Consider the following 22,610-nt stretch of genomic DNA (forward strand, 5'->3'; position numbering starts at 1 on the left):
AACTATTATATCGAGGGGTACCCCCTGGGGAGAGGGTGTGAGGCCCACCGCTCACCGCAAGGGATCACCCCTCTTTCAATAGCCCCTTTTCCCTTTGCACCAGCTATACCTCACATTTACCTCAGCTTCACCTTATTGTGAAAGATTCAAAATAAGGCTAGTATAGTGACATGATGTCAACAAGGAGCACCCACGGTGGCGAAAGATGCCAGCACATACCTGGCACAGCTTCTACACCGGCTAGTGCCCACACCGAAGCTTGGTCAGCCCAGCTCCGCTCCAAGGGCAGACGCGTCACCAGGCAACGCCTGGCTGTGCTGGCCGCAGTGCACCGCAACCCCCACTCCCCCGCGGACACCATTGTGAATGCCGTCCGCGAAGAGCTACCGGGGATCACGGTCCAGTCGGTCTACGTCGTACTCGCCGATCTCACCGACATCAACATGCTCCGCAAGTTTGAGCCCCCCGGGTCAGCAGGGCTCTTCGAGACCCGCACCGGCGACAACCATCACCATGCCTACTGCATCCGCTGCGGCAAGGTTGAAGATGTGGATTGCGCTATTGGGTCAGCCCCCTGCCTGACACCCAATGATTTTCACGGCATGGCCCTACTCAGTGCCGATGTTCTTTACCGAGGCATCTGCGCCGACTGCCAAACCGCCGATGAACAGAACGTGGCGCTTGCCCAGCAGAAGGCTGCACAGGCTCTCTAACAAGGCAGGCGCCATCCACCATCTGCAAGCCCCGCCAACCCACCCCAAAGCTCGCAGATACCAACCCCGATAGGAAAGTAGAAAAAATGAACAACCCGATTAAGCCCGGTTCATTTACCACCACCGCCCAGGGTGCCCCCGTTGCCTCAGACAACGACTCCCTGACCGTAGGTAATGACGGCCCCATCGTTCTGCACGATGCCTACACCGTTGAGAAGCTTGCTCAGTTCAACCGCGAGCGCGTTCCCGAACGTGTGGTCCACGCTAAGGGCACCGGTGCCTTTGGTGTTTTCGAGACAACCGAGGACGTCTCGCAGTACACCCGCGCGGCCCTTTTCCAGCCCGGCGTCTCTACCGATATGCTAATCCGTTTCTCCACCGTGGCTGGTGAGCAAGGCTCCCCTGATACCTGGCGTGACCCCCGCGGTTTTGCTATCAAGTTCTACACCACCGAAGGTAACTACGACCTGGTCGGCAACAACACCCCCATCTTCTTCATCCGCGACGCCATCAAGTTCCCCGACTTCATTCACTCTCAGAAGCGACTCCCCGGCAACGGCCTGCGCAACAACGACATGCAGTGGGATTTCTGGAGCCTGCGCACCGAATCAGCCCACCAGGTCACCTGGCTGATGGGTGACCGTGGCATTCCCGCCACCCTGCGCCACATGGACGGCTTTGGCTCACACACCTACCAGTGGATTAACGCTGAAGGAGAACGTTTCTGGGTCAAGTACCACTTCAAGACTGACCAGGGTAACGACTTCTTGACCGGGGCAGACGCTGAGCGTATCGCCGGTGAGAACGCTGACTACCACCGTCAGGATCTCTATGAGGCTATTGAGCGCGGCGAATTCCCCTCATGGACTCTCTACGTTCAGGTCATGCCCTATGAGGACGCCAAGACCTACCGCTTCAACCCCTTTGACCTGACCAAGGTTTGGCCCCATGCCGATTACCCCCTGATTAAGGTGGGTAAGATGACCCTAAACAAGAACCCCGAGAACTTCTTTGCTCAGATTGAGCAGGCTGCCTTCTCCCCTTCAGCTTTTGTTCCCGGCATTGCAGCCTCCCCAGATAAGATGCTGCTGGGCCGCATCTTCTCCTACCCCGATGCCCATCGCTACCGTATTGGCACTAACTTTGCTGATTTGCCCGTCAACTACGCAAAGAACGCAGAGGTCAACAGCTACAGCAAGGAAGGCGCTATGCGCTATACCTTCAACAGCCCAGAGACCCCCGTGTACGCCCCCAACAGCTTCGGCGGGCCTCACGCTGACCCCGAACGGGCCGGTGAAGGTTCCTGGGAAGCAGATGGCGCGCTAGTTCGTGCCGCCGCCTCCCTGCACGCTGAGGACGACGACTTCGGTCAGGCCCGCACCCTCTACGCCGAGGTGATGGACGACGCCGCTCAGGCCCGCCTGGTAGAGAACATTGCCGGTCACGTTGGTGCTGTTGTCTCTGACGAGATTCGTGAGCGTGCCTTCAAGTACTGGGATTCAGTGCACGAAGAGCTGGGTGCCCGCGTCCGCGAAGCCTACAAGCAGAACAGTGAGAAGAACAACGAGCCCACTCCTCAGACTACCTAAGTCTTAACTGGTTACCGCTTCCAGCCCCTGCTCTCCCCTGGTGAATGAACTAGCTCCCGGGAGGGTGGGGGCTCTGCTTTACCTGCTGTGAGCCCGGCTTTGAACTGTCAGCTGGCGAGCTGTTACCAGGAAACTCGTAGGTCAGCGAGGAGGGCAGGGCGTCGGCCTGCGACAAGATGACCGGGGCCCGCCTCGGCACCACACAACGATGTGTCAGGGGGATTCTTCGTCGTCCTTCTTCTGCCCGAAGGGCCACCACCAGGCAGCGTCGCCCAATAGATACATGGTGGCAGGGATGAAGGTGGCGCGAATCAGAAAGGCGTCTATCGCCACCCCTAGGGCTAGAGCGAAGCCGATGGGGCGTACAGTTGCGAGATGCGAGAAGATAAAGCCCGCGAATACCGCAATCATGATGAGGCCGCAGGCGGTAACCACGGCACTACCCTGCCTGTAGCCAAGGAGCACGGAGTCCTCGGCGGAATGGCCTGCCCGGTAGGCATCGCGCATACCCGAGACGATAAAGATTTGGTAGTCAACGGAAAGACCTAAGAGGATGCCAATGAGCAAGATGGGCAGGAAGGCCAGAATGGGCCCGGGCTGGGTCACGCCAAAGAGGTCGCCCAGCCAGCCCCACTGGTAGACCGCGACCACAGCTCCAAAAGCTGCCAAGGTTGAGAGCAGAAAGCCGATTGTTGCCATAATCGGCGCAATGAGTGAACGAAAGGCAAGGGCCATCAGCACCAGGCAAAGCAGAATCACTACGGCCAGATAAATCGGGATGGAATCTGAGAGCCGCTCGGAGATCTCACGGTTGGCTACCGCTGCTCCGGCCAGGCCGATGGTGGTAGCCGTGGCTTTTTCGGTGGAGTCCAGTGCGCCCAGCATAGACTGCACGGTATCGAGGGTGCTCTCCGCTGAGGACCCTTCGGTGGGAAAGAACGCGAGCACGGCGGTTGACTTATCTTGGCTGGTGGCAACAATAGCAACCGATTCAATCCTGTTGTTTTTGAGACGGTCTGCTACGTCGAGGCTGACCGCACGCAGGCGGGCCTCATCGTGTGGCACTGACAGGGTGACGCTGGCAATAATGGGGCTGTTGACTCCCTCACCGAATTCCTGGGAGACAGTCTGATAGGCCTGGTAGGCGGTAGAGTCATGTGGCTGGTAGGAGCCATCGGGTAGGCCTAGACGCAGGGAGGTGGTGGGGATAATAGCCAGCACCAGCACAGCAAGGGGCACGAAAGTCATGAGGAAGGGGTGGGCGGCGACGAAGCCACCCCAGCCCCTGTGAATCTCTTCAGTTTCAGCGAGGGCTTCTCGGCGGTTGCGGGGCACCTGGGTTTCGGAGGGGCTGGTTTCTTGCCGGGTAGCGCGTTCTTCGCGTTGGGTTCGGGTCAGGACGCGGGTTCCCAGAAGGTAAAGTACGGCAGGTACCAGAGTAAGCGAGGAGAGCACGACCAGCGCAACAGCAAAGGCGCCCGCCAAGCCCATGATGGCTAGAAAGGGCAGGCCGGTCAGGGTCAGGGCGGAGAGGGCGATAATGTTGATTGCGCCCGCGAAGAATACGGAGCGGCCCGCAGTGGAGTTGGCGGTAGCGAGCGCCTCACGAAGGCCTGCCCCCTGTCTCAGCTCTTCCCGGTAGCGGTGCAGAATGAGCAGGGCGTAGTCTATGCCCACCCCCAGCCCCAGCATCAGGGCAAAGGCGGGGTCCGTGGCGGTCATACCGACCAAGGCTGTGGAGGTGTACAGCAGGCCTACGGCCACACCTGCCCCCGTCAGAGCGAGAATTAGGGGCAGGCCGGCTACCACCACGGCTCCCAGGGTGACCAGTAGCACCAGGAAGGCTACGGCCAACCCGATGACCTCTGAGGCACCGAAAATCTGGCTGACGTCCTGGGCAAGTTCATAGCTGTAGTTAACGGTGATGCCGCTCTGTTTGAGCTGATTAAAGGTGGAGAAGATGCTTTCACGCACCGGGGTCGGCAGGCCGCTAGTGTCTTCGTTAAAGGCGATGCTAACGATAGCAGCCGTACCTGATGAGCTGACCAGACTTGCGTTAGCAGCTGCCTTGTGCTCGCGATCAGCGGCATCTACCATCTCTTGCCTACTGCGCGCGTCGGCCCGGCTCTGCTCCAGCGCTGCCTCTTGGGCGGCAAGTTCTGGTGCTATGGTGGCAATTTGTTCGGAGCTCAGCCCTTCGGGTAGGGCTGCTCGAGCCGCATCTACCTGGGCCTGGCCGCTTTCGATGTTGGCTTTTGCTGTGGCGAGCTGGGCCTTGGCTTGCTCAAGTTGCTCGGTAGCCTGGGCTGTGGCGTCCGCGGCGACAAAAGGATTAATCACGCTAGCTACCTGGGGTACGGCACTCGTTGCGTTCACCGCCTGTTCCACGGCCTGCTTCTGCGCGTCGGTGAACCCACCTTCAGATTCCAGGACCACATACCCGTTAGAGATACCGCTGGTGGGAATCCGAGCGTGCAGGTTCTCGCGGACGGACTCATAGGAGGCTCCGGGCACGGTATAGCTGGCAGTCGCTCCGCGGGCTAGAGTGAGGGCACCCACCCCGGCAAACGCCAGCAGGATCAACCAGAGAATAACGGTCACGCGAGCATAGCGAGCCGCAGTCAGGCCGAGAGCACGCAGGGCACCGGTCATGGGGGAACTCCTGGAGTGAGTCGTGCTGTTACTGTGATTCTATGACTGAAAGCAGCTGGCGTACCTGGTCCATGGGCATAGTGGCGTGGGGGGCCAGAGCGTTGATACGTACAGCGGGGCTCTCACCTGCGGCGAGGAGTTTTAGGACGTCCAGGGCCGGGGCGCTACGCACTTCAAGGGTTGGGTCAAGAGCAGCCACCTCTGCAACAGAGGTGAAGACCAGGGCCAGGTTCTCGCCGCTTTCGTCATCTTTCTTGATCATGACGGGGCGGCCTGCCGTATCACCGGCTCGCACTCCCAGCAGGAGCGTAGAAGCTGGAGCGGTAAGAGCTACCAGTAGATTGTGCATGTTCTCTTCAACCAGGGCACGCTGGGCTGGCATGTTGTGAGGTGAGCCGATGACCCACTGGACCTGGGCCTTCTCAACAAAACATTCGTGCTCACTCCCGGGGTCGAGAACCAGCACATCGATGCTCGAATCGTGGGCCACCTGTAAGAAAACCTTCATAGCGTGTTCAACAACCAGATCAGGGTTACCCCGTGAGAGGACGGTCTGGGAGTAGTTCTCGGCATAGTCAACCGACGAGTAGGCGGTCAGAGCTCGCATACCGTTCTGCAGGCGGAGCACCTGGTAGTTCCGCACGGTCTTTCCCTCGGGCCCCACGGTGCTCTGGCTGATATCCATAATCAGATTACCGCCCTGGGCGGTGCGTACCACGTTGGCCAAGGCCTGCTCGCTGGGCGCAGCGGCAAAGCCGTTGAGAGCCTCGGTTAAGAAACGGTTGACGGAACCTACCGGCAGTCCCTCCCCCACCTGCTGATCAAAACCGGCACCGCGGCGCCCAGCCAGCCGCACCGAAGCCCACTCTGGGATGAACTGCTCATCGCGCGGGAAGGTCTCAAAATGCGTGCGAATATCGCGCGCACTGAGGCGGCCTTCCCCGTTCCAGTCCACCGGTTCATGGGCTCGATCGTAAGAGGCACCGATCTGGTAGGAGGGGGTGGGCCAGCCCGTTGCCGTAATGACTACAGAGGCTGTGAACCAGGTGCCCTCCCCCTCAACAAAGGAGGCGTGTTGCAACTGCTCAATCGCTGCCAAAACGGGACTGTCAGACTTAACCGGGCCAACCGTCCCTACGTAGTCCTGGTCGTCACGTGACTCCGTAATGCGCACAAAAATAGTATCCGATAGGGGTTTAATATCGAGCACCAGCTCATTCCAGCCGGGCTCAACCGATACTGAACCTAGCATCCAGCTACCAATGGTGTTGAGCGCTTCCTGTACCCTAGCTGGGCGTTCAATCTCGGTATAACGGGGCGAAGAATGCGACATACTAATCCTCTAAATACGATGCGAGTAAACCTTAAACCGGGTATGTTAAGCAACCGGTTTAAGGGGTGTAGTTCTCACTATTAAAGCAAGAAAATAAAAGGCGCGGAGCACCGGTAGGCACCGTGTCTACACTGTGATACGCCCCGCACGCGCCTGTCTAGCGCAAAGGGTTAAAACGCGGGATTTTTTTCATGCTTATAGGGGCTTATTCAAAGTCCCTTTGCCAACTAATCCGATTGCGCGTGGGCGAAACCGGGTCTACAGGAAGACCGGACGATAGCTCGGCCCTCTCACCTGACTACTTATAAATAACCCTCAATAAACCTCAAAACAGAGACAAAAAGGTGCGTGAGCGGCACAAGAGTTGCTAGCCTTGAGACTATGACTAAAACACTGCAGGATCTGATCGATGATTCAATTTTCATCTCCACCGAGTACCAGGCTCGCCTTGCCGAAATTTCAGGCGGCGCAGAATGGACGGTGGATTTCTCTGCACCGTCATTCACCCTTCAGTCTGATGCTCCCGTAAGCCTCACTCCCTACCTGCTGGGCACCGAGTCTGAGAACCGCGGTTCTTGGATTTGGTCGTGGCAGGAACTTGGTCATTTCCCCGACCGCGTTGTTTCGGCGGCCATTCAGGCGCGTGAAAGCGGAGCGCAGCATTCTATTTCTGAGCTCACCACCGATGAGCTCCCCCTGGATTCGGGTCTGGCCCGCAAACTGACCCTGGCAGCTAAAACCCTCACCGGCATCTACGCCCACTACCCCGTCACCGCCGGTGCGGGTGTGCGCGCGTGGATTCTGGTTGAGGGCTCTGAGCTTGAGCTGGGAGACCCCACTGTCAACCGTATGGGCCAGGTCATGGCCCAGGCTCTGCAAACCGGCACAGCCGTTAACCATCTGCGTGCCGTTGACTCCTACGCTAAACTACGTGGAGCCCACATTGCCTGGGATACCGAGGCCACTGCTATTATCACTGCCTCGGACGGCGCCCTGCGCCTCTGGTTCGACAACGGCAAGATCTCTGGTATCGAAGCCGCAGAGCCTCAGGCAGGTGCTGATGAGCTGGCCCGCCTTGCTACCTTCGCGCGTGACCAGCGTGAACAGCTGGCATCCGAGCGCGAAGGTATCGAGACTCTGGCTGCTCAGGAGGCTACTGCTCAGACGGTTGCTCGAGAAGAAGCCGCCCGCCGTGCCGCTGAAGAAGCATCACGTGAGCAAGAGGCGAACGCTGAGGCCGCCCGAGTTGCAGAAGCAGATGCTGTAGCCGCAAAGCAGGCCGCCGCTGAGACCCACGAAGCTGACGCTGTCGCTGAACGTGAGAAGGATGCACCTGTTCTAGCTGAGCAGGCATACGAAGAAGAGATTGAGGGTACCGTCACCACCGACCGTGTCTATCCGCATGCCGATCGACCCTTCGACCGCGAACCAGCCGGTGATGCCCGCCCCGGCCGAGTCACCACGAGCGCCATTGCTGACGAGAACATTGTGCGCGAAGACGAACCCGCCGTAGATAGCCCAGCCGCCGGTCAGGGTCGAGAGACTTCAGCCCATCAGCAGGGTGAGGGCACCGCCTACGAGGCACCCGCTGACTACGAGCAGGTTGAGGGGCACGAGCCTCCTTCCACTGACATTCGTGTGGCGGGCCAGGCACCCGACCTTGAGGCTGAGACCAAACCCAAACCCTCAGAGGAAAAGAAGGGCTTCTTTAGCCGCTTCTTTGGCCTGTAAGTCTTACACCGTCTGAGCCTACTGTGGCCACCTGCGTTTGGGCAGGTGGCCACTTTTCTGTGCCTCTCAGCTAGCTAACAGGGGCGGAGAGGTTGAACAGATTCAGGTGTAAGCTGGTAGACACGTGCTCGTTCATAAGAAAGCTGAGGTAAACTCCTGTGCCTGCACCCAGGGTCCTACCCAGGAATGAAACGGCCACAGGTGCCTTTTTCGCGGCAGGCTGCTACACCATCTGGGGGTTCTTTCCGCTCTACTTCATGCTGACCGCGCCCGCAAGCCCGCTGGAGGTAGTAGCTAGCAGAGTAGTCTTTTCGCTCATTTTTTGCCTGTTTCTCATCCCCCTGACGGGGCAAGTCGTGGCGGCCCGGCGGGCGCTATCGTCCGTTCGTACCCTGGGGCTCATGGCCCTAGCTAGCGCGCTTATCTTTGTGAACTGGCTTTTGTTTGTGGTCGCCACAACCACAGGCAATGTTATGGAGTCCTCGCTGGGCTACTATATCAACCCCATTGTGTCTGTTGCCCTTGGGGTGCTCTTTTTAGGTGAGCGGCTACGCCGCTTGCAGTGGATAGGTATTGCGGTGGCGGCGCTGGCGGTGCTGGTCATGGTGGTCTTCTATGGCCAGGTGCCCTGGCTGGGCCTGGGTTTGGCTTTTTCGTTTGGTCTCTACGGTCTGGTGAAAAAACGGGTGGGCGGAATCCCCGCGGTAGTTTCGCTCACCCTTGAAACTCTGGTTCTAACACCGTTTGCCCTGGCGCTACTCGCCTATTATTTCCACCGTGGCCAGCTCACCCTGCTAACTGAAGGGCCGGGCCATTTCACGGTTTTGGCGCTATCTGGCGTGCTAACCGCGATACCCCTCCTGCTTTTTGCCGGAGCCGCGTCTCGCGCCCCGCTCTCTCTCATCGGCATTATTCAGTACATCGGCCCAAGCCTACAATTCGTGGTGGCTCTGTTAGTCGGAGAGCATCTAACGGCGGGCCGCTGGGCCGGTTTCGCGCTCATCTGGGTCGCTGCTCTCTTCTTTATCGTAGATTCCCTGCGACAAAACCATGCCAACAAACGACTTGCTATCGGCCAACGGTAGACGCGCCCCAAGAGCCCGCATGGGGCGCAGGTCCCCTGAATACCGCCGCCAAGGTTCTAGTGGGCTGTGTTCTGTTGAGCGGTCGGGTTAAGCACCCGGGAGAGAAAGAGCTGTGTACGTTCGTGTTGCGGACTGCCAATCACCTGCTGCGCGGGGCCCTCTTCGACCACAACACCGCCGTCCATAAAGACCACGCGGTCGGCCACGTCTCGGGCGAAAGCCATTTCGTGGGTCACTACAAGCATGGTCATACCTTCGGCCGCCAGCTGGCGCATAATCGAGAGTACGTCGCCCACGGTTTCGGGATCCAGGGCACTGGTGGGCTCGTCAAAGAGCATGAGAGCCGGGTTCATGGACAGGGCACGGGCAATAGCAACGCGCTGCTGCTGGCCGCCGGAGAGCTGGTCGGGGTGGCGCTCAGCCTTATCGGCCAGGCCCACTTTTTCGAGGTTGGCTAGGGCGATTTTCTCGGCTTCACTCTTGGAACGTTTGAGCACTTTAACCTGGGCAACAGTGCAGTTATCGAGCACGGTAAGGTGCGGGAAGAGATTGAACTGCTGAAAGACCATACCCACAGTGCGGCGCATGGCGTCAACGTCTACGTCGGGGTCGGTCACGGCGTGGCCCGCAACTTCGATGGTGCCCGAGTTAGGGGTTTCGAGCAGGTTGACGCAGCGCAGCAGGGTGGACTTGCCCGAGCCGGAGGGGCCAATGAGGCAAACGACTTCACCGGGGGCTACCGACATGTCGATGCCCTTGAGCACTTCGACGTCGCCGTAGGACTTATGCAGGTTGGTGATGGTGACGGACGCGGGTGCGGTTTGAAGAGTCATGGCTGGTTCTTCCTGGGGTAGGTGGGTGCTTTACTTGCGGGAGCGGGCCTTGGCGCGCTTTTCGAAGTGGCGGGCGAGGAAGCCCAGCGGGACGGTGATAATCAGGTAGCAGGCGCCTGCCAGGACGAGCGGGGTCAGGCCCGCGCCGGAACCCGAGATGCCTTCACGGCCGAACTTGGTTAGTTCGTACTGGGCTACAGACATACCGAGTAGGTAGACCAGGGAAGAGTCCTTGGTGAGCAGGATAATCTCGTTGGTGAGCGGGGGCAGGACGATGCGGAAGGCCTGAGGGATAATGACGGTGACCATGGCGCGGGTGTGGCTCATACCCAGCGAACGAGCAGCCTCGTACTGGCCCTTGGGCACAGCTTCCAGACCGGCACGCAGCACCTCACCGATGTAGGCGGCCGAAACCATACCCAGGGCCAGCATGACGGTAACGTAATTATTCAGGCGCAGGCCAAAGGCCAGGGGAATGCCGTAGCCAAAGGCGATAAAGACCAGCAGAGCGGGTAGGCCGCGGAAGAGCTCGATGTAGAGTGAGGCTAGCCAGCGGTAGGGGGCCACCGAAGAAATCTTCATCAGCGCGAGAACCACACCTCCGGTAAGACCCAGCGCAAAGCCTAGAGCCGTGTAAATCAGGGTGTTCTTGAGGGCAACCGTGATGATGTTGGGGAACTGCTGGGCGATAATCTCGGGGTTGAAGGCCTTATCGCGCAGGGTTCCCCAGTCAGCGACAAGAATGACGACAAGTGCGACGATTGCCAGCAGGGCGTATTGGGCGTAGCGGGCGTAGGTTTGTTTCTGCCGGGTAGACAGTGCCATGGGTGGTCTTTTCCTTTTGTTTCCCCGGTTGCCCGGGCTCGTATCGGCGTAGAAGAGGGGTATACAGGTGAGGGGTAGGCTACGCCTGCGCTAGCCTACCCCCGTTGGTGAGCTTGGGTTTATGCTACACACCCGTTGTCCGTGGTTACTGGGATACGCCCAGGTACTTTTCGCGCAGGTCTGCCAGGCGGCCGTCCTCTTCCATCTTCTTGAGGGTCTCGTTAGCTGCGTCGAGCAGGGCGGTGTTGTCGGTTGCGACTGCACCAGCAATCTTTTCGCCGCTTTCAATCTGCTGTGCAACCGTGAGGCTACTGTCTGACTTCAGCATTTCGGAGAGCACCGTGATGTTTCCGACGATAGCGTCTACCTGGCCGGTCTGTACTGCCTGGAGGAGCAGGCCGTTGTCTTCGTACTGGACGGTGTTGGCACCGGCCTCCTGAGCGTACTTTTCTCCGCTGGTCGCTTGCTGAACGCCAATTTTGGCGCCGGATAGGTCGGCCTCAGAGCTGATAGATGAATTCTCTGGGACGAGAATGGCAAGATCATCGTCAACGTAAGGCTCGGTAAAGTTCATGACGGTCTTGCGCTCGTCAGTGACGGTAATACCGGAAAGCGCGATGTCGCACTGCTTGGAGGAAAGGGCCACACCCGACTGGATACCCTCGAAGCTGGTGGTGAACATAGTGGCTTCAACTCCGAGGTCTGAAGCGATGGCCGAGGCGATGTCTGCATCCAGCCCTACAATCTCACCGTTTTCTTCGTATTCAAAAGGAGCGTAGGGCGGGTTGGTGCACACGGTGAGCTTTCCTTCTGCAACCAGGGCGATACCGGATTCAGTGGTGGCACCGGTGTCTGAGGAACTACAGGCGCTGAGCATCAGTGCTACTGCGGTAAGAGCGAGGGGGGCGGCCTTCTTCATGTGTTTACCTCTATCGAGTGTGGTGGGCTGTGAATGCTTTGAGCTTTATTCTGCCCCTACCTGTGTATCAATGCAAACATATGCATGAATATTCACCTGCGTCATATGGAACCAACATGAGCTTTGGCGCTAAACATGACAAAATAGGCAGGGTGAACCGAGCAGACCTTTCAAAGAAGACCACCGATATCTCCTCCATGTTTGATCAGGTAGCAGAACGCTACGATCTGATGAACGGCATCATGTCGCTGGGCCAGCACATCTACTGGCGCAAGCAGACCGTAGCCGCCGTCGACGCCCGCCCGGGGCAGAAGGTGCTAGACGTTGCTGCTGGCACAGGCACCTCATCTGAACCCTTTGCCGATGCTGGCGTGAAGGTCATTGCCGCTGATCTCTCTGAAGGGATGCTCGCTGTAGGCCGCAGGCGCCGCCCCGACATCGAGTTTGTGCAGGCCGACGTCACCGCCCTCCCCTTTGCTGACAACGAGTTTGACGCTGTCACCATGAGCTACGGTCTGCGCAATGTTGCCGACTACCCCCAGGCCCTGCGTGAACTCTACCGGGTTACTAAGCCGGGCGGGCGCATCGTCATCAACGAATTCTCCACCCCCTCCCTTGCCCCTTTCCGCACCATCTACCGTAACTACATCATGAGGCTGATACCGCCGGTCGCGCGAGCGCTCTCATCCAACCCCGAAAGCTACGAATACCTGGCCGAGTCAATCCTGGCCTGGCCCAACCAGGACGAGCTGGCGCGGCATTTCACTGAGGCAGGCTGGTCTGGGGTCCAGTACCGCAACCTGACCGGCGGCATAGTGGCCCTGCACCGCGCATATAAGCTGGCCGACTAACCAGGTAGACTAGTGTCAGCCCGTTGTGGCATACCAGAACACAACATACAATCCCAAGAAATGTGAAAGACATCGTGACTGAATCCTCCAGCTCATCCGTGAGCGCCGCAGCGCTCATGCCCGATGCTGACTTCAACCTACCCAGGGGCTTTGAACTCATTGCTCAAAACCCTGAGCTTGGCCCCAAGATTCTTGAGGCCCTGTCTGAGATTGAACAGCGCCTGGATCGTTCGGTTGCCCAGACCAATCACCTGGCCGATGTGGCCTCACGCCATTTGCTGTCTGCTGGCGGTAAGCGTGTACGCCCCCTGCTCACTCTGCTGGCAGCTGAGGTGGGAGGCGGCATTAACGACCGCGTCATTGACGCGGCCGTGGCGGTAGAGCTCACCCACCTGGCGACCCTCTACCACGACGATGTTATGGACGACGCCCCCAAACGACGTGGGGTTGATACCGCCCAGAACATTTGGGGTAACTCGGTTGCCATTTTGACCGGGGATCTGATTTTCTCGCGGGCCTCCCTGATTGTTTCTGAGCTCGGCGGCCGTGCTCTAGCTGTTCAGGCTCAAACCTTTGAACGGCTGGTGCTGGGCCAGCTTTTTGAGACCACCGGCCCTGAAAAAAATGAAGATCTGCTGAGCCACTACATCAAGGTGATTGAGGGCAAAACCGGTTCGCTCATCGCTGCAGCCGGGTCCTACGGGACCATCCTCTCTGAGGCACCCGAGGCCACCGTGCAGATGCTAGCCCGCTACGGCGAACTCGTCGGCGTGGCCTTCCAGCTGGCAGACGACGTCATTGATGTAACCAGTTCGTCAAGGACCTCTGGTAAGACTCCGGGCACCGACCTGCGCGAGGGAGTCCCTACTCTCCCCACTATTCTGCTTGACCGGGCCGCCGCAGCCGGTGACCTTGAGGCCCAGCATATACAGCAGCTGATTCGTGGGGATCTAACCAGCGACGAAGCTCTCCTTGAGGCAGTTGAGGCGCTCTCTACGCACCCTGTGACAGAGGAGGCCTGGGCCATGGCCTACCAGTGGGCTGATGACGCCATCGCCGCCATCGAGCCGCTCCCCGACTCGATTATTAAAGAAGCCTTGAAATCTTTCGCCCATGCCGTGGTTCGCCGCGACTCATAAAGACTCAGTCACAGGGCTTACAGGCAGGCCCCGTCATATATCCCGGAAGGTTACCGACCGGGATATTTTCTCACCGGTTAGTCACCACTATTTGAGAATTATTTATTACTTGCTAGTCTAAACCCACATACTACAAAAGTTTTCATCCGTCACATTTTTGCGAGGTACACTCACATGAGTACACACACCACCTCAGCGCCGAAGAAACGAGAGGGCTTCTCAAGCCGCAGAGTCTTCATCTTTGCAGCCATCGGCTCAGCCGTAGGCCTCGGTAATATCTGGCGCTTCCCCTACGTTGCCTACGATAACGGCGGCGGGGCCTTCATGATTCCCTACCTGGTCGCCCTGCTCACCGCAGGCCTGCCCTTTCTCTTCTTTGACTACGTCATTGGCCACCGTGCCCGTGCTTCTTCGCCGCTGGCCTTTCGCCGTCTGAACCGTAAAACCGAGTTCATCGGCTGGTGGCACATGGGCATCAACGTCATTATCGCCATCTATTACGCCGCGATTCTGGCCTGGGCGGTGCGCTATTTCTTCTTCTCCTTTAGCCACGCCTGGGGCAACGATCCGCAGACCTTCCTCTTCTCCGACGTCCTGCAGGTTGCTGACCCGGTAGGTTTGACCTTCGACTTCGTACCTGGCGTGCTCTGGCCCATCATTCTGATTTGGGGTCTGCTAGCTGTCATCATGTCGCTGGGCGTGCAGAAAGGCGTTGGCCTAGCTAACCTCTTCTTCATCCCCGTTCTGGTGCTCATGTTCGTAGGCATGGTGGCCTACTCCTTGACCCTGGACGGCGCCATGATGGGCCTTGACGCCCTCTTCACCCCCAACTGGTCAGCTCTCACCGAGCCCACTGTTTGGGTTGCCGCCTACGGCCAGATTTTCTTCTCGCTCTCCATCGGCTTCGGCATCATGATTACCTACGCCTCCTACCTGAAAAACAAAACCAACCTGACCGGCTCCGGTGCAGTAGTTGGCTTCGCCAACTCTTCCTTCGAGCTACTGGCCGGTATCGGTGTGTTCGCTGCGTTGGGTTTCATGGCAACCGCCGCTGGCACCCAGGTCTCTGAGGTCGCTACCTCAGGTATTGGTCTGGCCTTCATCGCCTTCCCCACCATTATTTCTCAGGCCCCCGGTGGCACCCTCATCGGTGTACTCTTCTTCGGTTCCCTGCTCTTTGCGGGCTTTACCTCCATGATTTCTATCGTTGAGGTTATCGTGGCCGGTATTGAAGACAAGTTTAACCTGGGCCGCGTGCGCTCCACCCTGCTCGTGATTATTCCGATTGCGATTATTTCTACCGTGCTCATGGCGACCACCTCTGGCCTCTACGTGCTCGATATTCTCGATAACTTTGTCAACCAGTTCGGTATTCTGGCCGCTGGCCTAGTCTCCATCTTCGTGGTGGCCTACCTGCTACGTGCCCTGCCGGTCTTCCGCGACCACCTCAATGAGCGTTCCTCATGGAAGATGGGCCCCATCTGGATGATTCTGCTGGCCGGTATAACCCCTCTGATCCTGGGCTACTCCCTTATCAATACCTTTATCACCCTTATCAACGAACCCTATGAGGGCTACCCCGACCAGCTGCTCAACGTTTTTGGCTGGGGCATGGTTGTGGCCCTGCTGGTCGTCGCCGTTATCGTCTCTATGCTGCCCTGGTCTAAGACCTCTCGTGCGGCACTGACTCCCCCTGCTCCCCCAGTTTCTGGCGGTCAGGTACAGCACGGTCATGTGGACACCGCAGTAGCCAACGCCCCTGAAAAGGAAGGTGCATAAGATGAGCTCCGTAGCGATTGTGATGCTAATAGTTTCCATCACCCTAATTTGGGGCGGTTTAGGGGTTGCTCTGGTCCACCTCTCCCGCCACCCCGATGATTCAAGTGGAGAGGCAGAGACTTCTACCCCTGCCCCGTGGGCAGCTGACGCAGCTCAGAACTCCTAGCTATATATGCACACAGGCCGGGCCCCTACACCTCAGGTGTAGGGGCCCGGCCTATACACTTTGAGGCCTGTGCCTTCTAGGGGGTAACCACACGTACGGTTATGCCGTTGTCTCCCCAGGCCTGAGCCAGCGCCTCGAGGTCAACAGTGTGGGGGGTGGTGAAGAAACGGGTTACGGCGGCCCCGAACTGTTCGGTACCTGCCAGATGTCCGTGCTCTAGGGTGGAGAAGATGCCGCCGCCGCGGTCGTCGTAGACCAGCACCTCAAGGTTGGGTTTACGTTCGGTTGGGCCGATGTTGAGGGAGCCGCTATCGTGCAAGAAGGTGAGATCTCCCAACAGCACGCGGACGCGGCAACTCAACCCCAGCGAGATGCCGGCTGCTGTGGCCAGGGTGCCGTCAATTCCGGCTAGACCTCGGTTGGCAAAAATCAGCGGCGACGCGGGGGCCGCCGAGATGATGAGGTCTAGGTCGCGAATCAGGTTGGAGGAGCCGACCACCAGCACACTATCGTCGGCCAGGCTCTGCTCCCAGGCGTCAAGGGCAAGCGAGAGCCCTGCGGTGCGGTCGTCCGCCCCGCTCAGCCCCGCTGGTCTGTTCCCCTGCCGGTAGTCGTCAACCGCCGCGTGGAGTTGCTCAGCGGCTTGTTTTGCCTGTTCAATCCAACTGCTCAGCCAGCCGTCCGCGCCGATACCGGCAAAGTCAGCGAGCTCCGCTAAGAGCGAGACGGGCTGTAGCCCCGAACGCCCCGGCTCGTGCCAGGGGGCAGGAGCGGGCTCGTAGAGGGCACCTTCAACCTCGGTACGGGCGAGCAGATTGGTGACAGGGCGGGAGAGGGTGGGGTGCCCAAAAACCACGACCCGTTCAATCTGATTCCCCAGCTCCCCCTGGAGAACCTGCCGGTAGGCCTCAATAGCGGCGGCAGAAAAACGCGCATTGGAGGAAGGCTCGGCCAGCAGAGGCAGGCCCAGTTTTTGGGCAAAACCAGCAGCGATGGGCCCTGCCCCGTCACCGGCAACTACGACGGTGCGCCGGGGCTGAGCCGGTAGGTTCTGTGAACGGAGCCAGGCAGGTGCCGCCGGGTCAGCAGGGGCCAGCGAAGCGGGCCTGGCCGGGGGCTGGTCAGCCAGAGATTGCGCCCAGCGAGCTAGAAGGGCGCTGTCAGCCTCACCCGGAGTCAAGGGGGTATCGAAGGCCAGGTTGATATGCACTGGCCCTACGGGTTCGGTGGCAGGCGCATTCCAGTTTTGGGGCGAGCGGCCCGTCACAGCTGCCAGAGCAAGGTTGAGATACCCGGTTTGGGGATCGGCTGGGTCAGCACTGTAGTTCTCCAGAGAGACGGATACCCTGGTGTGAGCGGGTGCCAGGCCAGCCTGGCGGGTGGTCTGATTAGCTCCGGTGCCCCGGAGACGCTCGGGCCGATCGGCTGAGATGAGGATAAGGGGAACACCCGAGTGAGAGGCCTCCATGAGGGCAGGGACGCACTGCCCCACGGCAGTTCCACTGGTGGTCACGATACCGACGGGAGCAGCTGTTGCCTTGGCTAGCCCCAGGGCAGTAAAGGCAGCGGTACGCTCATCGATACGCACGTGCGCTTCAAGAACCCCCAATTCGCTCAGGGCAGCAATCGCGTAGGCTAGCGGTGCCGAACGCGAACCCGGCGATACCACCACATGACGCATGCCGGCGCGCACCAGGGTATCGAGGAGGGAAATCGCACTGATGAAGGAAGCTGAGGGAGTTGGAGTCACCCCTCCAGTTTACTCGCCGCTCAGGTGGCGGTAGCAGTCAGTGATACGCCGGTGCCACCAGGCGGTGCGGTCAGGCGAAGCATGCAGGTCACCCAGCAGTGCGGGGTCGGGTTCGACGTCCCGCACCGGTAGCACCCCGTTGTGGGCCACGAGAGGACGGGCGGCGACGTCCTGCCCCATCAGCGATACCGTGCCTAAGCCGCACCCGTAGGGCAGCTCGGGCAGGGCTGCTGCCAGGGCCGCTCCGGTGCGGATGCCGACGGAGCTTTCGAGGGCTGACGACACCACAGCAGGTAACCCCGCCTGCTCAATGATAGTCAGCGCCCGGCGGACGCCGCCCAAGGGTGCCGCCTTGATAATCAGTACATCGGCGGCTGCAGCACGGGCCACGCGCAAGGGGTCATCACTCTTGCGTACGGCCTCATCGGCGGCGATGAGCAGAGGCTCCCCGGCATCGCGCAGGCGCTCCCGTACACGAGCTAGCGACTCAATGCCCGGGGTGGGTTGTTCAGCGTAGATGAGGTCGTAGGCTGCCAGCTGGGTCAGCGCGGTAACAGCCTGATCCTCGCTCCAGCCGCAGTTGGCGTCGACCTTGAGACGGGCCCGGGGTAGCAGTTCGCGCACCGCCGCCACACGTGCTAGGTCAGCGGCCAACGACTCGTCAAAAGGTAGACCCGCTGCCGCTACCTTGATTTTCACCTCATGAATTTGCCCCCTGTATCCGGCGAGGACGCCCTCCACCGCCTGCGCAGACACGGCAGGTACTGTAGCGTTGAGAGGAATTTCGGTGCGGAGCGGCTTAGGGTAGGGCAGCCAGGCAGCTTCGAGGGCGCAGGCCAGCCAGGCGGCGGACTCAGGTACTTCATACTCTATAAACGGCGCAAATTCCCCCCAGCCGGCAGGCCCCTGAATCAGGGCAGTCTCACGCACCGTGACCCCGCGAAAGGGAACTCGCATGGGGAGGGCAACTACCCGAGTGGCCGCTAGAATCTCATGCAGTGGGGGTAGAGGCAGGGCTGTACTGAGGGTCGTCATATCACCAATCTACCCTCTGCCTCTCACGGGGGCCGGTCAGGGCGGCGAGGTGGGAGCGCCCCACCCTCAAAACCTTAGGTTTTCTCCCAGGAAAGTCACATCTGAGTTTGCAACAATAAAAAAGTCGTTTGGCCAGGGTGCCCCTACCCACCCGGAGGTGGCCTTGCACTCTAGCTTGCCAGGCTCCCCTGAAGGGCCTGCGAGTTCAGCGCCTACACCTGGCAGAAAGGTCTTGGAGAAGCACTGTGAGTTTTGAGAAGCGCGCTCCCCGCGCGGCATCTGGCACAGCGGATGATGCTACGGAGATTATTCCGGCCCAAAGTTACGCCCGCTACACCCAGCAGGCAGATTCGGACGCCGATGCCACCACGGTTCTACCCGCCCGGCAAGAGGCAGAACCGGCAGATGCGCCTGACACAGTGGGCTCAGAGGGCACTCCGAGCGACTTGAACGCCACCGTCATACTCCCGACCAGCTCACTCCATGCTCCCACCCTGGCTATGGGAGACAGCCGCCCCGGGGGCTCTCCTGCCGCCGACGCTGACACCGACAGGACTGTGCCTATGCCGCAAACTCAGGAGCGGGGGCGGCACCGGTCAGTTGCGGGTGATGATGCCACGGTGCCTTTCACCCGCCCGGCAGATGCTGGCGCGCACTCTGAACCAGGCTCCGACTCGCCCTCTGCTCAGCAGACCCTAGCCACACTCAAATCTAAGGTTAGTGCCGGTACTGCCACAAGCCTGGCCACCGCCAAGAGCAGCTGGGCCACCGCAAGGGCCAAGGCCCGCGAAACCGCCGACCGCGTTAAAAAGGAGCGCGCCGCCCGCGCAGCCGAAAAAGCAAACCACGCCCCGGCCCAGCAGTTACCCCCCAGTGGCTACCCGACCGGTGCCGCATACGGCCAGCACCCCTCGCCTTACGGCCGGATGCCTGCGGGAGGAGTGGGGGTCAACCCGGGTGCTCAAGCGCCCTCCCCCTACGGCCAGATGCCTGCACCGGGCCCGTATCAGCCCTCAGGGCCTACGGCCCATTCGGGTGAACATTCACCCTCCGGGCGGTTGCATATGCTGACCCCCTCACATATTCGGCAGACTCGCCCCTCACTCTGGACCCTGATTCAGCACTTTTTCGCTGCTGGCACGCTCTTCTGCCTGCTGGTCATCTCGCTTGTCTTCTTCATCATGACGCCCACCGGGCAGCAACTCGACGAGGTTTCCTTTCAGGAGTTCGCCTACCAGTTCATGACCTACACCGAACAGACCTCAGGTCTGCTCAATCTCATTCCCGCCGCAGCGGGTATTACCGCCGCCGTGGGCCTGCTCTTTGTTTTGCTGTGGAAGCACCGCTTTGTGCCCGCGCTGGTGGGCTTGGGCATGGCCCTGGGCGCTAACCTGACCACTCAGTTACTCAAGAACTACCTGATTATCAAACCCAACCTGGGAATTCAGGAGGCGCTGGGCAACTCCGCCCCGTCAGGGCACACCACCTTCGCTGCCGCCTCTGGCCTGGCTCTCTTTCTGGCCTCGCCTAAGCGTTTCCGCCCCACGGTGGCCCTGATAAGCACGGTCTTCACGATTGCTGCAGGCTACTCAACCGTGATTAACGGCTGGCACCGGCCAGCCGATGTGGTCTCCGCTATTCTGGTGACCGGCCTGTGGGGAGTACTGGGATTGGTGATTCTCCGTTTTATGAGATCCGAGGAGCTCGACATGAGCGACACCCAACGCTCCGGCCTGATTTTGGTGCCCTTACTTTCAATCTCAGGGTTTTTTGTCGGTTTTTGCGCCCTCGCCCTCTACTGGGTGACAAATACTAACCCGATTCCGGGCTCCGCCTTTATGGCAGCTATCTGCCTCATCGCTGCTGTGGCTGCCCTGACCACCAGCATCCAGGTGGCGCTCCTTCGCCCACAGAACAAGCAGCGTAGCGCCTACAGGCGAGTCTGGGCCTACTGAGATTCGCAGCGCAGTAGCGTCACAGGCAAACAACCGGGCGTATCTACCAGCAAGCACCACAGCGGCACCTGTCGACGCGCCTTATATAAGGCTTCGATAAACTGACCGGTTCGATGAGAGAGGCTCGCGCTTACCTAACCCTGGCCGAGTGTAATAGGCCCGGTGAGACCCGAAGCCGCATCGCCCTCAAACGTAGCGGCAGACAGGCCCGCGCCCTCTGCCTCTCGGGCTTCCAGCTTGAGAATACGGTCAAGCAGGATGCGGGTGGAGCCACCCGAGTAGGGTAGCTGGAACATCGAAGCGGTGGTGGGGCCCTTGACCTTCGTGAGGGCCGACTCGGATATCTTCTGAATCGCGTCTTCCATGGTGTCTGCCATACGCTCAATAAATGAGGACTCCACGGGGGTTCCGTGACCCGGAACGAAAATGCGGTAGCGGTCAAGGCTGGCCAGGGTACGCAGAGTGTTAACCCACTGGCTGGGGTAGGAGTCATCAAAAGCAGGATCTGACCCCTGCTCGACCAGGTCACCGGTGAAAAGTACGTCGTCCACGCCGACCAGCACGTCGCCGTCCGTGTGTGCCAGGCCAAGGTACATCAGGGTCACGGCCCGGTCGCCCAGCTCAACACGGGTGAAAGCGGGGCGGGTCCCGTCGCCGGGTAGAAAACGGGTGGGCACCACAAGATCGGTGTTGGGGCCCTGGTGGTGAGCCATCTCGGGTTCAAGAACCTCAACATAGAGACGCTGACGGTCACCGTAGTTTTCGATGGCGCGGGCTGTACGCGGATGTGCCCAGATATCGGTTACTCCGTCAGCGGCGAATACCGCGTTACCCATGAAGCGGTCAAAGTGTGCGTGGGTATTTACAGCGACCAAGGGCAGGTCGGTGACCCGGCGGACCGCTCTCAGAATCTCGGCGCCCTGGCGGGGCCCCGCACCGGTATCGACCACCATCGCTTTATCTGCACCAACGATGAGGCCCGAGTTGAGCCGGTAGTTATCGGTTGAGATTTGATAAATACCGTCGGCAATTTCCATAGTTCTAGCCATACTCTCTAAGGTACTTGAATTATGGTCCGCTCACCCAGTTTACAAGCGATAGGCATGTTATTTCTTGCCACACCACGGTTTTTGACACCATGACTACTAGCCAGCGCAACCTAGCGTCATGTCTAAGCGGGGAGAACCACCCCCAGCCCGCTCAAAGACCGCTGGCAGCGCTTCACTACGGCAGAGCACTGTCTAGGGTGGGTTCCGACTAGACTGGTGGGGTGACTACCTTCCCTCGTTCTACCGCTGTGACTCCCTGCGGTCGTTATGCTCCCTCCCCCTCGGGTGATTTACATCTGGGCAACCTGCGCACGGCCCTGCTCGCCTGGTTGATGGCTAGGCACGCTGGCGGGCGTTTTGTTCTACGGGTTGAGGATCTTGACCGCGTCAAGCGAGGTGCCGCTGAGCGGCAGCTGACCGACCTGGCAGCCCTGGGTATCGACTGGGACGGCGAGGTCCTCTACCAGTCCACGCGGTTAACGGCTTACCAGGACGCGGTATCGCAGCTGACCCAGGCCGGGCTGGTCTACGAGTGCTTCTGCACCCGTCGTGAAATCCAGGAGGCTTCAAGTGCCCCGCACGGAGCGCCGGGTGCCTACCCCGGCACCTGCCGTAACTTAACGGAGGCAGAACGGGCCGAACGCAGACGGGTGCGGCCGGCGTCCTTAAGGCTTAAGGCTCAGGTGGATTCGTGGAGCGTCACCGACCGTTTTGCTGGCACCTACACCGATGCTGTAGATGACCTTGTGCTTGTGCGCGGCGATGGAGTCTATGCCTATAACCTCACCTGTGTAGTTGATGACGATTTTCAGGGGGTTACTGAGGTCGTTCGCGGTGATGACCTGTTACCCAGCGCTCCGCGTCAGGCCTATCTGGCACACCTGCTGGGCCTTGCCGTACCTGTCTACGCCCACGTGCCGCTGGCTCTTGGGGCCGGAGGCAAGCGGCTAGCCAAACGCGACGGTGCCGTAACCTACTCCGAGCTGACTGCCGCCGGGGTGAGCACCGGGCAACTGATGCGCATGATCGCGGCTTCCATTCCACTACCACCACTGACGGGGGCTTTTGCGGGTGACTCTGGGCCCCACCTACCCGAGACAGCTACTGAGATGCTGGCTGTCTTTGCCCCAGAACGTATCGGGCGAGCTCCCTGGATCGTGCTTGACCCGCTCATGGAAAGCACCTGCTGCCTCTAACTCTCCCCCC

18 protein-coding genes are annotated in these 22,610 nt (G+C 59.8%); 10 read left to right on the forward strand and 8 right to left on the reverse strand.

Annotated elements, in window-relative coordinates:
- Positions 1 to 170: 170 nt before the first annotated feature.
- Positions 171 to 713, forward strand: coding sequence for a Fur family transcriptional regulator (locus L6966_RS09450; protein WP_083090805.1), 543 nt, complete (start codon positions 171 to 173; stop codon positions 711 to 713).
- Between the two features lie 86 nt (positions 714 to 799).
- The gene (locus tag L6966_RS09455) at positions 800 to 2,302 is read left to right on the forward strand and encodes a catalase (protein ID WP_083090804.1); all 1,503 of its coding nucleotides are present in this window, start codon (positions 800 to 802) and stop codon (positions 2,300 to 2,302) included.
- 213 nt (positions 2,303 to 2,515) lie between these two features.
- On the opposite strand, the gene L6966_RS09460 is transcribed toward L6966_RS09455, so the two are convergent.
- Both L6966_RS09460 and L6966_RS09465 read right to left on the reverse strand, forming a co-directional pair.
- Positions 2,516 to 4,954, reverse strand: coding sequence for an MMPL family transporter (locus tag L6966_RS09460; protein ID WP_083090803.1), 2,439 nt, complete (start codon positions 4,952 to 4,954; stop codon positions 2,516 to 2,518).
- A 28-nt stretch (positions 4,955 to 4,982) separates the two neighbouring features.
- Positions 4,983 to 6,287 carry an SseB family protein gene (locus L6966_RS09465; protein ID WP_083090802.1) on the reverse strand — a complete coding sequence of 435 codons (1,305 nt, stop codon included), beginning with the start codon at positions 6,285 to 6,287 and terminating at the stop codon, positions 4,983 to 4,985.
- A gap of 381 nt (positions 6,288 to 6,668) precedes the next feature.
- Between L6966_RS09465 and L6966_RS09470 the strand changes: the two genes are divergently transcribed.
- Positions 6,669 to 8,018 (forward strand): DUF6882 domain-containing protein, encoded by a 1,350-nt coding sequence (locus L6966_RS09470; protein ID WP_237224728.1) that lies wholly within the window; start codon positions 6,669 to 6,671, stop codon positions 8,016 to 8,018.
- Between the two features lie 158 nt (positions 8,019 to 8,176).
- Entirely contained in the window at positions 8,177 to 9,103 is a 927-nt protein-coding gene (gene rarD / locus L6966_RS09475; protein ID WP_083090800.1) for an EamA family transporter RarD, read from the forward strand.
- Between the two features lie 56 nt (positions 9,104 to 9,159).
- On the opposite strand, the gene L6966_RS09480 is transcribed toward rarD, so the two are convergent.
- The 3 genes from L6966_RS09480 to L6966_RS09490 all read right to left on the reverse strand — a co-directional run bounded on the left by L6966_RS09480 (position 9,160) and on the right by L6966_RS09490 (position 11,680).
- Positions 9,160 to 9,936, reverse strand: coding sequence for an amino acid ABC transporter ATP-binding protein (locus L6966_RS09480; RefSeq protein ID WP_083090799.1), 777 nt, complete (start codon positions 9,934 to 9,936; stop codon positions 9,160 to 9,162).
- 30 nt (positions 9,937 to 9,966) lie between these two features.
- Positions 9,967 to 10,761, reverse strand: a complete 795-nt coding sequence (locus L6966_RS09485; RefSeq protein WP_083090798.1) for an amino acid ABC transporter permease — start codon at positions 10,759 to 10,761, stop codon at positions 9,967 to 9,969.
- 145 nt (positions 10,762 to 10,906) lie between these two features.
- On the reverse strand, positions 10,907 to 11,680 hold the full coding sequence (locus L6966_RS09490) for an ABC transporter substrate-binding protein (protein WP_083090797.1): 774 nt from the start codon (positions 11,678 to 11,680) through the stop codon (positions 10,907 to 10,909).
- 116 nt (positions 11,681 to 11,796) lie between these two features.
- Between L6966_RS09490 and L6966_RS09495 the strand changes: the two genes are divergently transcribed.
- From L6966_RS09495 to L6966_RS09510, 4 genes are all read left to right on the forward strand, one after another.
- Positions 11,797 to 12,531, forward strand: a complete 735-nt coding sequence (locus L6966_RS09495) for a demethylmenaquinone methyltransferase (RefSeq protein WP_143539040.1) — start codon at positions 11,797 to 11,799, stop codon at positions 12,529 to 12,531.
- 116 nt (positions 12,532 to 12,647) lie between these two features.
- Positions 12,648 to 13,670, forward strand: coding sequence for a polyprenyl synthetase family protein (locus L6966_RS09500; RefSeq protein ID WP_083090860.1), 1,023 nt, complete (start codon positions 12,648 to 12,650; stop codon positions 13,668 to 13,670).
- A 174-nt stretch (positions 13,671 to 13,844) separates the two neighbouring features.
- The gene (locus L6966_RS09505) at positions 13,845 to 15,449 is read left to right on the forward strand and encodes a sodium-dependent transporter (protein WP_237224727.1); all 1,605 of its coding nucleotides are present in this window, start codon (positions 13,845 to 13,847) and stop codon (positions 15,447 to 15,449) included.
- A gap of 1 nt (position 15,450) precedes the next feature.
- Positions 15,451 to 15,615, forward strand: a complete 165-nt coding sequence (locus tag L6966_RS09510; protein WP_083090794.1) for a methionine/alanine import family NSS transporter small subunit — start codon at positions 15,451 to 15,453, stop codon at positions 15,613 to 15,615.
- Positions 15,616 to 15,691: 76 nt separating this feature from the next.
- Here the strand turns inward: L6966_RS09510 and menD are convergent, their stop codons facing one another.
- A complete protein-coding gene (menD, locus tag L6966_RS09515) occupies positions 15,692 to 17,365 on the reverse strand; it encodes a 2-succinyl-5-enolpyruvyl-6-hydroxy-3-cyclohexene-1-carboxylic-acid synthase (RefSeq protein WP_237224726.1) in 1,674 nt (557 codons plus the stop codon).
- A 9-nt stretch (positions 17,366 to 17,374) separates the two neighbouring features.
- Complete coding sequence (locus L6966_RS09520) at positions 17,375 to 18,400, reverse strand: o-succinylbenzoate synthase (RefSeq protein ID WP_237224725.1); 1,026 nt, start codon at positions 18,398 to 18,400, stop codon at positions 17,375 to 17,377.
- A 245-nt stretch (positions 18,401 to 18,645) separates the two neighbouring features.
- Between L6966_RS09520 and L6966_RS09525 the strand changes: the two genes are divergently transcribed.
- Positions 18,646 to 20,355 carry a phosphatase PAP2 family protein gene (locus L6966_RS09525; protein WP_237233273.1) on the forward strand — a complete coding sequence of 570 codons (1,710 nt, stop codon included), beginning with the start codon at positions 18,646 to 18,648 and terminating at the stop codon, positions 20,353 to 20,355.
- Between the two features lie 134 nt (positions 20,356 to 20,489).
- Here the strand turns inward: L6966_RS09525 and L6966_RS09530 are convergent, their stop codons facing one another.
- Positions 20,490 to 21,404: an MBL fold metallo-hydrolase gene (locus tag L6966_RS09530; protein WP_083090792.1), complete on the reverse strand. Its 915-nt coding sequence runs from the start codon at positions 21,402 to 21,404 to the stop codon at positions 20,490 to 20,492.
- A 221-nt stretch (positions 21,405 to 21,625) separates the two neighbouring features.
- Here L6966_RS09530 and gluQRS point away from each other — a divergent pair, with 221 nt between their 5' ends.
- Positions 21,626 to 22,600, forward strand: coding sequence for a tRNA glutamyl-Q(34) synthetase GluQRS (gene gluQRS / locus L6966_RS09535; RefSeq protein ID WP_237224722.1), 975 nt, complete (start codon positions 21,626 to 21,628; stop codon positions 22,598 to 22,600).
- The last annotated feature ends 10 nt before the right edge of the window (positions 22,601 to 22,610 follow it).

The sequence above is a fragment of the Rothia nasisuis genome, assembly GCF_928381405.1.
Classification (GTDB): domain Bacteria; phylum Actinomycetota; class Actinomycetes; order Actinomycetales; family Micrococcaceae; genus Rothia; species Rothia nasisuis.

Excerpts from the sequence above, each read along its gene's own strand:
- L6966_RS09450 (WP_083090805.1), top strand. The coding sequence starts at position 171 with ATGATGTCAACAAGGAGCACCCACGGTGGCGAAAGATGCCAGCACATA.
- L6966_RS09495 (WP_143539040.1), top strand. The coding sequence starts at position 11,797 with ATGAGCTTTGGCGCTAAACATGACAAAATAGGCAGGGTGAACCGAGCA.
- L6966_RS09505 (WP_237224727.1), top strand. The coding sequence starts at position 13,845 with ATGAGTACACACACCACCTCAGCGCCGAAGAAACGAGAGGGCTTCTCA.
- L6966_RS09460 (WP_083090803.1), bottom strand. The coding sequence starts at position 4,954 with ATGACCGGTGCCCTGCGTGCTCTCGGCCTGACTGCGGCTCGCTATGCT.
- L6966_RS09520 (WP_237224725.1), bottom strand. The coding sequence starts at position 18,400 with ATGACGACCCTCAGTACAGCCCTGCCTCTACCCCCACTGCATGAGATT.
- L6966_RS09490 (WP_083090797.1), bottom strand. The coding sequence starts at position 11,680 with ATGAAGAAGGCCGCCCCCCTCGCTCTTACCGCAGTAGCACTGATGCTC.
- L6966_RS09470 (WP_237224728.1), top strand. The coding sequence starts at position 6,669 with ATGACTAAAACACTGCAGGATCTGATCGATGATTCAATTTTCATCTCC.
- L6966_RS09530 (WP_083090792.1), bottom strand. The coding sequence starts at position 21,404 with ATGGCTAGAACTATGGAAATTGCCGACGGTATTTATCAAATCTCAACC.
- L6966_RS09500 (WP_083090860.1), top strand. The coding sequence starts at position 12,648 with ATGCCCGATGCTGACTTCAACCTACCCAGGGGCTTTGAACTCATTGCT.
- L6966_RS09480 (WP_083090799.1), bottom strand. The coding sequence starts at position 9,936 with ATGACTCTTCAAACCGCACCCGCGTCCGTCACCATCACCAACCTGCAT.
- L6966_RS09455 (WP_083090804.1), top strand. The coding sequence starts at position 800 with ATGAACAACCCGATTAAGCCCGGTTCATTTACCACCACCGCCCAGGGT.
- L6966_RS09485 (WP_083090798.1), bottom strand. The coding sequence starts at position 10,761 with ATGGCACTGTCTACCCGGCAGAAACAAACCTACGCCCGCTACGCCCAA.
- L6966_RS09510 (WP_083090794.1), top strand. The coding sequence starts at position 15,451 with ATGAGCTCCGTAGCGATTGTGATGCTAATAGTTTCCATCACCCTAATT.
- L6966_RS09465 (WP_083090802.1), bottom strand. The coding sequence starts at position 6,287 with ATGTCGCATTCTTCGCCCCGTTATACCGAGATTGAACGCCCAGCTAGG.